This window comes from Salinicola sp., assembly GCF_982684285.1.
This window is the reverse complement of record NZ_CEXLVS010000173.1, coordinates 1-8,898: the sequence shown is the minus strand read 5'-3', so window position 1 is coordinate 8,898 and position 8,898 is coordinate 1. Positions and strand designations below refer to the sequence as shown.

8 protein-coding genes, 2 pseudogenes and 1 riboswitch are annotated in these 8,898 nt (G+C 65.6%); of the genes and pseudogenes, 5 read left to right on the top strand and 5 right to left on the bottom strand.

The genetic code is table 11. The annotated features are described in order from the left end of the window. The 3 genes and pseudogenes from AC3AYF_RS14560 to AC3AYF_RS14550 form a co-directional block, all read right to left on the bottom strand. A pseudogene (locus AC3AYF_RS14560) lies at positions 1–263 on the bottom strand (phosphomethylpyrimidine synthase ThiC); the annotation flags it as partial. A 78-nt stretch (positions 264–341) separates the two neighbouring features. After that, positions 342–476: riboswitch (TPP riboswitch) on the bottom strand. Positions 477–577: 101 nt separating this feature from the next. Next, entirely contained in the window at positions 578–1,720 is a 1,143-nt protein-coding gene (locus tag AC3AYF_RS14555) for an anhydro-N-acetylmuramic acid kinase (protein ID WP_295037440.1), read from the bottom strand. A gap of 113 nt (positions 1,721–1,833) precedes the next feature. Then, positions 1,834–2,736: a LysR family transcriptional regulator gene (locus tag AC3AYF_RS14550; RefSeq protein WP_295037439.1), complete on the bottom strand. Its 903-nt coding sequence runs from the start codon at positions 2,734–2,736 to the stop codon at positions 1,834–1,836. A 145-nt stretch (positions 2,737–2,881) separates the two neighbouring features. Between AC3AYF_RS14550 and AC3AYF_RS14545 the strand changes: the two genes are divergently transcribed. Then, positions 2,882–4,147 carry an MFS transporter gene (locus tag AC3AYF_RS14545; protein WP_295037437.1) on the top strand — a complete coding sequence of 422 codons (1,266 nt, stop codon included), beginning with the start codon at positions 2,882–2,884 and terminating at the stop codon, positions 4,145–4,147. A gap of 87 nt (positions 4,148–4,234) precedes the next feature. Here the strand turns inward: AC3AYF_RS14545 and AC3AYF_RS14540 are convergent, their stop codons facing one another. Then, complete coding sequence (locus AC3AYF_RS14540; protein ID WP_110602910.1) at positions 4,235–4,660, bottom strand: VOC family protein; 426 nt, start codon at positions 4,658–4,660, stop codon at positions 4,235–4,237. A 134-nt stretch (positions 4,661–4,794) separates the two neighbouring features. Here AC3AYF_RS14540 and AC3AYF_RS14535 point away from each other — a divergent pair, with 134 nt between their 5' ends. After that, positions 4,795–5,703, top strand: coding sequence for a LysR family transcriptional regulator (locus tag AC3AYF_RS14535; RefSeq protein ID WP_295037434.1), 909 nt, complete (start codon positions 4,795–4,797; stop codon positions 5,701–5,703). On the opposite strand, the gene AC3AYF_RS14530 is transcribed toward AC3AYF_RS14535, so the two are convergent. Then, the gene (locus tag AC3AYF_RS14530) at positions 5,688–6,608 is read right to left on the bottom strand and encodes a LysR family transcriptional regulator (RefSeq protein WP_295037431.1); all 921 of its coding nucleotides are present in this window, start codon (positions 6,606–6,608) and stop codon (positions 5,688–5,690) included. The two genes, AC3AYF_RS14535 and AC3AYF_RS14530, sit on opposite strands and share 16 nt — an antisense overlap. A 134-nt stretch (positions 6,609–6,742) precedes the next feature. Here AC3AYF_RS14530 and AC3AYF_RS14525 point away from each other — a divergent pair, with 134 nt between their 5' ends. The 3 genes and pseudogenes from AC3AYF_RS14525 to AC3AYF_RS14515 all read left to right on the top strand — a co-directional run. Then, entirely contained in the window at positions 6,743–7,471 is a 729-nt protein-coding gene (locus AC3AYF_RS14525; RefSeq protein ID WP_295037430.1) for an SDR family NAD(P)-dependent oxidoreductase, read from the top strand. Positions 7,472–7,481: 10 nt separating this feature from the next. Continuing rightward, positions 7,482–8,468 (top strand): amidohydrolase family protein, encoded by a 987-nt coding sequence (locus AC3AYF_RS14520; RefSeq protein ID WP_295037427.1) that lies wholly within the window; start codon positions 7,482–7,484, stop codon positions 8,466–8,468. A gap of 103 nt (positions 8,469–8,571) precedes the next feature. Next, a pseudogene (locus tag AC3AYF_RS14515) lies at positions 8,572–8,790 on the top strand (cupin domain-containing protein); the annotation flags it as partial. Positions 8,791–8,898: the final 108 nt, after the last annotated feature.

The following is an 8,898-nucleotide window of genomic DNA, read 5'->3' as shown; positions in this document are numbered from 1 at the left end:
TCCTTTCTGAGGGCCGGGAGGCCCTTGCGCAGGTCGATGGCGCACTCGGGATCGGTGTACGGCCCCGAGGTATCGTAGACCAGCAGCGGTGGATTCTCTTCGGCAGCGCCGGAGGTCGTGGTCGGCGACAGGGCGATTTCACGGAAGGGGACGCGCAGGTCCGGCCGCGAGCCTTGAACGTATCGCTTGCATGAACCGGGCAGCGGACGAATGGCCGAGGCATCGACGTGCGCGGTGTCGGAGAGAAACTGAGGGGATGTCATATGTGCTCCATGGCGAGACTTGGGTCAAGCCGGCGCACAGCGCAGGAGAGGAAACCGGCATGGGCGTGTCGTCGTATCCTGCGGTCTCCGCTTGATCCCTACGCCGGTACTAGCCGGATCAGGTTCGTCGGGATCCGTCGTGGCGCGGCGGCTCCAGCGAGTCGCGGCGCAGGACGATCTCAGCCGGTTCCACCGGCACCCCGTCAAGCGTTGGCCTCCCGGCTCGATGAGGCCGAGTCGGGACGCCGTCGTCAGTCTGAGTCAGCGGCGCAGGAGGGTCAAGCAGGTCGCGCGGGCGGGAGAGGGCACAAGGATCAGGGGTGGTCGACGGCGCGTGCCACCCGGCCTCCGGTCTGCGGTGTGGCCACGCCGGTGGTGAGCGGGAAGCTCAACGGTAGATCGCGCAGCGAGCGCATGGCCAGATAGGCGAAACACTCCGCTTCGATGGCATCGCCGCGCCAGCCGACGGCATCGGCGAGTTGCACCTCGGCACCGGTGCGATGGGCGAGTTCCCGCATCAGCGTGGGGTTCCTGCGCCCACCGCCGCAGACGACGATGCGCGACGGCCGTTGCGGCAGCAGCGACATCGCTTTGGCCACGGCGGAAGCCGTGAACGCGGTCAGGGTGGCGGCGCCGTCCTCCAGGTCCAACCCCGCGGCCATCTCCGCCTGGAAGTCGAAGCGATCCAGCGACTTCGGGTAGGGGGCGGTGAGATAGGGGTGGTCGAGCAGTGCGTTCAACCGCTCCTCGTCCACGCGCCCCTGGCTGGCGATGAGGCCATCCCGGTCCATGGCCGCCCCGGTGTGCTGCCGGACCCAATCGTCGATCGGCGCATTGGCCGGGCCGGTGTCGAAGGCGATCAAGCGTTCGCTGCAGTCCCCATCCCCGCCCCACCAGGACAGATTGGCGACCCCGCCGAGGTTGAGCACCAGGCTTTCCGGACCGGCGCCGAGGCGCCGCAGCAGTGCCCGATGGTAGATCGCCGACAGCGGCGCTCCCTGGCCGCCGCGCTCCACGTCCGCGCTGCGGAAATCGTAGACCACGTCGCTGCCCACCATCCGTGCCATCAGCTCGCCATCGCCCAGTTGGCGGGTGGCGCCGCGCCGACCTGCCTCTGGGGCGCGGTGCAGTACGGTCTGGCCATGAAAGCCGATGGCGTCGAGCTGATCGGGCCGGAAGCCATGGCGATCGAGAAATCCCGAGACGGCGATGGACTGCGCTTCGGTCAGGGCGGTCTCGGCGTGGCGGAAGATGGCGGGTTCGGGACCCTCGAAGTTCCACTGCCGGGCGGCGGCCAGGGTGTCCGAGAGCAGGGTGCGGATGTCGGTGGGATAGGGCACCAGCTCGTAGGGACCGAACTCGTCGATCCTCTCGCCGTCGCTGTGCAGCATGGCGATATCGATGTTGCCATCGAGAACGGTGCCGGTCATGAGACCGAGGCTCCAGCCGGATTCCATGTCGGATCTCTCCTGTCATCACGCCCGGGGGGCGCATTGCGAAGCGGGGTATCGGCAAGAGACTACCGGCAAGCCTCGTCGGCGAAAAGGCATCGGGTGACGAGAGCCTGCGGTCAGGCGAGTGTCTCCCGGTCGCGGTACTCGCGCACCAGATCGACGAAGCGCTGCGTCTGGGGTGTCGGCTGGTGGCGGAGATGGGTCAGCCAGACTTCCGAGACGGCGTCGTCGTCGCTGATGGGGCGGTAGCGCACGTTGTCGATCCGGATGTGTCGGAAGGAGGCTGGCAGGATCGAGACGCCGAGTCCGCCGGCGACGAGACTGATGATGGTATTGGGGCCACCGACTTCCTGGACCAGGCGCGGTGTCAGGCCACGCCTGGCGAACAGCGCGTTGAACTGATCCAGCAGGCCGGTGCCGGCGGCCGGCGAGAAATAGATGAACGGATGGATCGCCAGTTCGTCGAGTGTCAGCGGCGACGAGTGGCCGCCAAGCGGCCCCTGTTCGTTTACCACGGCCATCAGGGGTTCACGGATCAAGGTGAAGGCGTCGAGACCTTCCGGCAGCGTGGCCGGACGCATAATGCCGATGTCCAGGTCGCCCTCCAGCAGCGGCTCGATCTGGCGGCGGCTGTTGAGCTCATGCATGCGCAGATCGACATCCGGGTAGCGTTGCCGGTAGCGCAGCAGGATCTGCGGCAGGGTCGCGGTCAGCGGCACCGAGGTGGTGAAGCCGACCCTGAGCTGGCCGGTCTCGCCGCGTCCAACGCGCGACACCCGTCGCGATGCCCGCTCGGTACGAGCCAGTATCTCCCGGGCTTCCTCCAAAAACAGAAGGCCCGCCTCGGTCAGTTCGACACGTCGATTGGTGCGCGTCAGCAGGCGCGTGTCGAGCTCGGCTTCCAGGGCCCGAATCTGTTGGCTCAGCGGTGGCTGGGAAATGCCCAGCCGCTGGGCGGCGCGACTGAAGTGCAACTCCTCCGCCACCGCCACGAAGTAGCGCAGATAGCGCAATTCCATTGAGTCGGAAAACCTCTCAAAAGCGTCGAATAATATATTAGAAAGCTTAATCGAGGCGGCGTAATCTACCAACAGCTGAATTCACGCCGTCCGGGCAGGGCCATCGCCCGGCCTCGGCCCTGCTATCGAGATCGGGAGAATCGGGTTGTCCCGCCGCACATCATCCGAGATTCGTGACGCCACAAGGGCGACGAACCGCCAGCTGGAACGCGAGGCGGAGGTTGTCGAGAGTGACTTCATCGAACGCGGCCGGGCCGGTTATCGGCCGACCATGCTGGCACTGTTCCTCGGTGCTTTCTCGACCTTCGTGCTGCTCTACTGCGTGCAGCCGCTGATGCCGATTCTGTCCGACGCCTTCGGGATCGACGCGGCGACCAGCAGCCTGTCGCTGTCGGTCTCGACCGGTATGCTGGCGATAGGGCTGCTGGTCACCGGGCCGATCTCCGATGCGGTGGGGCGCAAGCCGATCATGACGATCGCGCTGCTGTCCGCTTCCGCCTGCACGCTGCTGGCGGCGGTGATGCCGAACTGGACGGGGATCCTGATCATGCGCGCCCTGGCGGGGCTGTCCTTGTCGGGGCTCTGCGCGGTGGCGATGACCTATCTCAACGAGGAGATACATCCGCGCTACGTTGGCCTGTCGATGGGGCTCTACATCAGCGGCAATTCGATCGGCGGCATGAGCGGGCGCCTGATCAGTGGCGTGATGGTGGATTGGGTGCCGTGGCGCTGGACGCTGGCCATCATCGGTGTCGTGGCGCTGATTGCGGCGATCCTGTTCATGCGCTGGCTGCCACCGTCGCGTCACTTCTCGCCGCGTCCGCTCAACTGGCGCAGCGTGCTGTCTGGATTCACCGTTCACTTCAAGGATCGAGGGCTGCCCTGGCTCTTTGCCGAAGCGTTCCTGCTGATGGGCGGCTTCGTCACCCTCTACAACTACATCGCCTACCGGCTGCTGGCGGAGCCGTATCAGGTCAGTCAGGCGCTGGTGGGGCTACTCTCTATCGCCTATCTCTCGGGCACCTACAGCTCGGCCTGGGCGGGTTCGCTGGCTGACCGCCTGGGGCGCCACCGGATCTTCTGGCTATTCATCGTGATGATGCTGGCGGGGCTGGCGATCACGCTGCTCGAACCGATCAGCCTGATTTTGATCGGCATCCTGATCTTCACCTTCGGTTTCTTCGCCGCCCACTCGCTGGCCAGCGGCTGGGTCGGCCAGCGTGCCAGCCAGGCCAAGGGGCAGGCGTCGTCGCTCTATCTGTTCAGCTACTACCTGGGCTCCAGCGTCGCCGGAACGCTGGGCGGCGCCTTCTGGTTCTGGGGCGGCTGGAACGGGGTGTCGCTGTTCATCGCGGTATTGCTACTGGTCGCGCTGGCCATTGGGGCGCTGCATCTCCGGCGGCTCGCTTAGCGGATCGTTATCGCCATCGACACAAAAAAGCCGCCGATCGAAATCGGCGGCAATCACAAGACGTCGAGGGACGCGAGAGAAACGGTACTACTTGGCGAACAGCTGACCCATATCCTTGAACGCCTTGAACTCCAGCGCATTACCGCACGGATCGAGCAGGAACATGGTGGCCTGTTCGCCGGGCTGACCCTTGAAGCGCACGTAGGGCTCGATCACGAACTGGGTGCCGAAGCCCTTCAGGCGCTCTGCCAGGGCTTCCCACTCGCTCCAGCCCAAGATGATGCCGAAGTGGGGCACCGGCACGTCATGGCCGTCGACCGGGTTGGTGTGCGCGGACTCCTGGGACGGTGTCGGCGGATGCTCGTGAATCACCAGCTGATGGCCATAGAAGTCGAAATCGACCCACTGCTCGCTGGAGCGGCCTTCGCTCAGACCGAAGGTCTCGCCGTAGAACTGGCGTGCGGCGGGCAGGTCGTGAACCGGAATGGCGAGGTGGAAGGGGGACAGTGCCATGGGAGTTCTCCTGAAAGTCGTTGGCCTGGGTGTCATTGATGTCGAGTCATTCTGGACGCGATTAAATTTGATGGAAAGCGCATAATATTGCTGTCTGATATCAATTTTTTTGTATTCTGGTGGCCGTCGATCCCATGCTCAGAGAGCTCAAGACCTTTCTCGCCGTGGTGCGCCACGGGACCTTCTCCGCCGCCGGTGGGGCGGTGGGGCTGACCCAGTCCGCCGTCAGCACCCAGATTCGAAATCTCGAGGCCGACCTCGGCGAGCCGCTGTTCGAGCGTACCGGGCGCGCCGTCAGGCTCAACGCTGCCGGACGCCGGCTGCTGCCCCGGGCCGAGGAGATGCTGGCCCTGGCCGATCGCATTCGCAATGCCGATAGCGATGACCTGGCCGGCGAATGGCACCTCGGCGCCATCGCCAGCGTCCAGAGCGGGCTGCTGCCCGACGTGCTGCGAACGTTGGGGATCTCGGCACCCGGGGTCATGACCCGGATCGTGCCAGGGGTGTCGCTGACGCTGCTCGATCAGGTCGACAAAGGCGATCTGGACATGGCGATGATCGTCCAGCCCCCCTTTGCGCTACCCGGCGATCTCCACGCTCGCGTGATCGCCCGCGAGCCCTTCGTGATGATAGCGCCGGCCGATAGCGATGGTGAGAGCGTCGAAGCACTGCTCGAGACCCATCCGCTGGTGCTCTACGACCGGGGCTCGTTCGGCGGACGTCAGGTGGTCCGCTTCCTCGAGCGGCGGCGACTGCGTCCGGCGATTCGGCTGGAACTCGACGAGATCGACGCGATCGCCAGAATGGTCGAATTCGGTCTGGGCGTGGCGCTGATTCCGCTCACCGGGCTGTGGCGACATCGGCAACCGCCGCCGGTAAGGATCGTGGCGTTGGGGGAACAGACGTTTTACCGCGAGCTGGTGATGGTCTCGCGCCTCTCGCCGACGCAGTCGCCGCTGGTGGCGCTGATCGAGGCAGCATTGACGACCGCCGGCCTCGAGGAGATCGGGAGATCGATGCCGAAAGCTCAAGTCTCCCCATAGGCCGCGCGACAGGTCGATATCACCAGCTCCCGGAACCAGCGATGAGCCGGGTCGGCACCCAGCCGCGGATGCCACAGCGCCGAGATCGTGAACGGGTCGATCGGCGCGGGGAGCTCGAACATCACCAGGGGCTTGGGGTCTTCATGCCGCCGCACCGGCATCAGGCAGGAGTGGGGTACCAGCGTGACCCGATCGGTGTGGCGAGCGATCCGCAGGGCATCCGAGAAGCCTGGCACGATGACGCCGAATTCCCGGTCGAGGCTGAGTGCGCTCAACGCCTGTTCCATCGGTCCGGTGAATTCGCCGCTGGGAGAGGCCATCACGTGCCGGCACGCGGCAAGGCGCTGCGGTGTGATGGCGTCATCGAGCAACGGATGCCCCTGGCCCGCGACGCCGACGAAGCGGTCTTGAAATAGCCCCCGTGTCAGCAGCTCTGGCGCGGTGGTCTCGACGACCCCGATCTCGAGATCTAGTTGCCCCTCACGCAGGGGTTCTATCGCTTTGGTCGGCTTGGGCACGAAGCGCAGGCACACCCGCGGCGCGGCTTCCGCAATGGTATTCACCAGCGGCACCGAAAAGCGCTCGACGAACGACGCATTGGTGCGCAGGGTGAACGTCCGCTCCAGCGTCGAGAGATCGAGGTCGTGTGGGCGTGGACGCAGGATCGAGCGCGACTCCCGCGCCAGTTCATGAACGCGATCGCGTAGCGAGGAGGCGTGGGGGGTAGGTACCAGCCCGCGCCCCGCCCGCACCAGCAGCGGATCTCCCGTCGCCTCGCGCAGACGCTTGAGCGTGCGGCTCATCGCCGACGCGCTGAGGTTCAACCGCTTCGCGGCCGCCGTCACGCTGCCCTCTTCCAGCAGCACGTCCAGCGCGATGAGAAGGTTCAGATCGATATCGTTCATCGACTCACGGTAACCGAGACCCTGCTTCTGGACTAGCGTTTGATGCAATGATCATGTGCATGTCATGCGTCTGGTGCATTGTCACGCCGACCGCCATCCTTGAGATGAACCCAACATCCATGAGGTCACTTCCCATGACGACAGTTGCCAATCGCCTGACCGCCCTGATCGTGGGCGCCTCGCGTGGTCTGGGCCACGCCATCGCCGCGGAGCTGCTGACGCGAGGCACGACGCCGGAGAGCGAGTGGACTGTCATCGGCACGGTTCGCGCCGGTGCCGAGCAGACGCCATTGCACACCCTGGCGGACGACAACCCCGGCCGGGTCGAGATCGAGACCCTCGACGTCACGGCTCCCGATCAGATCGAAGCGTTGCACGAGCGCTTGAAGGGACGCGCGATCGATCTGCTGTTCGTCAATGCCGGGACCACCAACCGGGACCCCGATCAGGCCATCGGCACCATCTCCACCGAAGCGTTCACCCAGATCATGATCACCAACGCGCTCAGTCCGATGCGCGTGATCGAGAAGTTCGAGCCTCTGGTGCCGACGTCGGGACTGATCGGCGTGATGTCTTCCGGGCAGGGCAGCATCGCCAACAACGAGAATGGCATGCGCGAGCTCTACCGGGGCAGCAAGGCCGCGCTCAACATGTTCATGCGCAGCTTCGCGGCGCGTCACGCCGCTACCGGGCGGGCAGTGCTGGTGATGGCGCCGGGCTGGATTCGTACCGACCTGGGGGGAGATGACGCGCCCTATACGATGGCAGAGACGGTGCCGGCGATCGTCGATGTCCTGCTGGAGAAGAGAGGCCGGCCGGGCATCGAGTATCTCGACCGCTTCGGCAAGATCGTGCCGTGGTGAGGCTGTCGCCATGCACCTGATCGGGATCGAAGAGCATTTCCTGACGCCGGAGATCGATCGCGCCTGGCGCTCGCTGGGTCTGGAACAGACGGACCCGAGCGTGGCGCTGCATGCCGGGACCTGGCACGGACGGCTGATGAATCTGGCCGACGAGCGTCTGGCGCTGATGGATGAAACGGGGCTGGACGTGCAGGTCCTCTCGCTGACCACGCCGGCACTGCACGACCTGGGTGTGGAGAGTGTCGATATCGCCAAGCGCACCAATGACACCCTGGCGGCGGTGGTCGCTCGGCATCCGCAGCGCTTTCAGGCGCTGGCGACGCTACCCGTCTCGCAGCCCGAGGCGGCGGCGCTGGAGCTTGAGCGCTGCATCGACGAGCTCGGCTTCAAGGGCACGATGCTGTGTGGACGGGTCGGTTCGCGACACCTGGACGATCCCGCCCTGACGCCTATCCTCGCCCAGGCGGAGAGCCTGGGCGTACCGGTGCTGCTGCACCCGCGTGTGCCGCCGCCGGCGGTGAGGCAAGCCTACTATGGTGGGATATCGCCGGCGCTCGATGCGGCTTTGGCGACCTACGGCCTCGGGTGGCATTATGACGCCGGTCTCCAGTTTCTGCGGCTGGTGCTGGCGGGCACGTTCGACCGTTTGCCGCGACTGCAGGTGATTCTGGGCCACTGGGGCGAGATGGTGCTGTTCTATATCGAGCGATTTGCCGCCATGGAGCGTGTGGCGTCGCTCTCCCGACCCATTGCCGACTACTGTCGCGCCAATCTCTACGTCACCGCCAGCGGCATGTTCCTGCCGCACTATCTGGCCCGGGCGGCGGCGGTGGTCGGTCATGAACGACTGCTGTTCTCCACGGACTTTCCCTATCAATATCGCGCGGGCGGCGATGCGCGGGCTTTCCTCGAGCGGTGCGGCCTGGCGGGGCATGCCAAGGCGGCTTTCGCCCATGGCAACTGGCAACGTCTCACCCGGGGAGCGGGCGTGTCCTGAGCCCGGTCCCGACGACTGCGTGAAACGAACGCGGGGAAAGAATTCGCTGATCATCGGGCGCCGGTACCCCTAAGCTGTGGGTAATGATACCGAGGAGTCGTCCATGTCCGTGCTTGACCCAGCTTCCACCGCCAGACCCCGCCGTATCGTCGCCCAGCACCCGGCCATCCGTGACGATATCGGCGATCTGACGACTCGCCGACCGCTGCCGGGGCCCGGGCTCGACCAGCTCGATCCGTTCCTGTTTCTCAATCATCACGGTCCGCAGGTCTATCCCGCTGGCAATCGCGGGCTGCCGTTCGGGCCGCCCCCGCATCGCGGTGATCGGCAATTGCCAAGCCACTGGCATCGCGCAGGCCCTGCGCCTGCTTCTGCCGGGCGCCGAGGTCGAGACGATCCATGACGTCGGTGTGTCAGGACTGCATCGTTT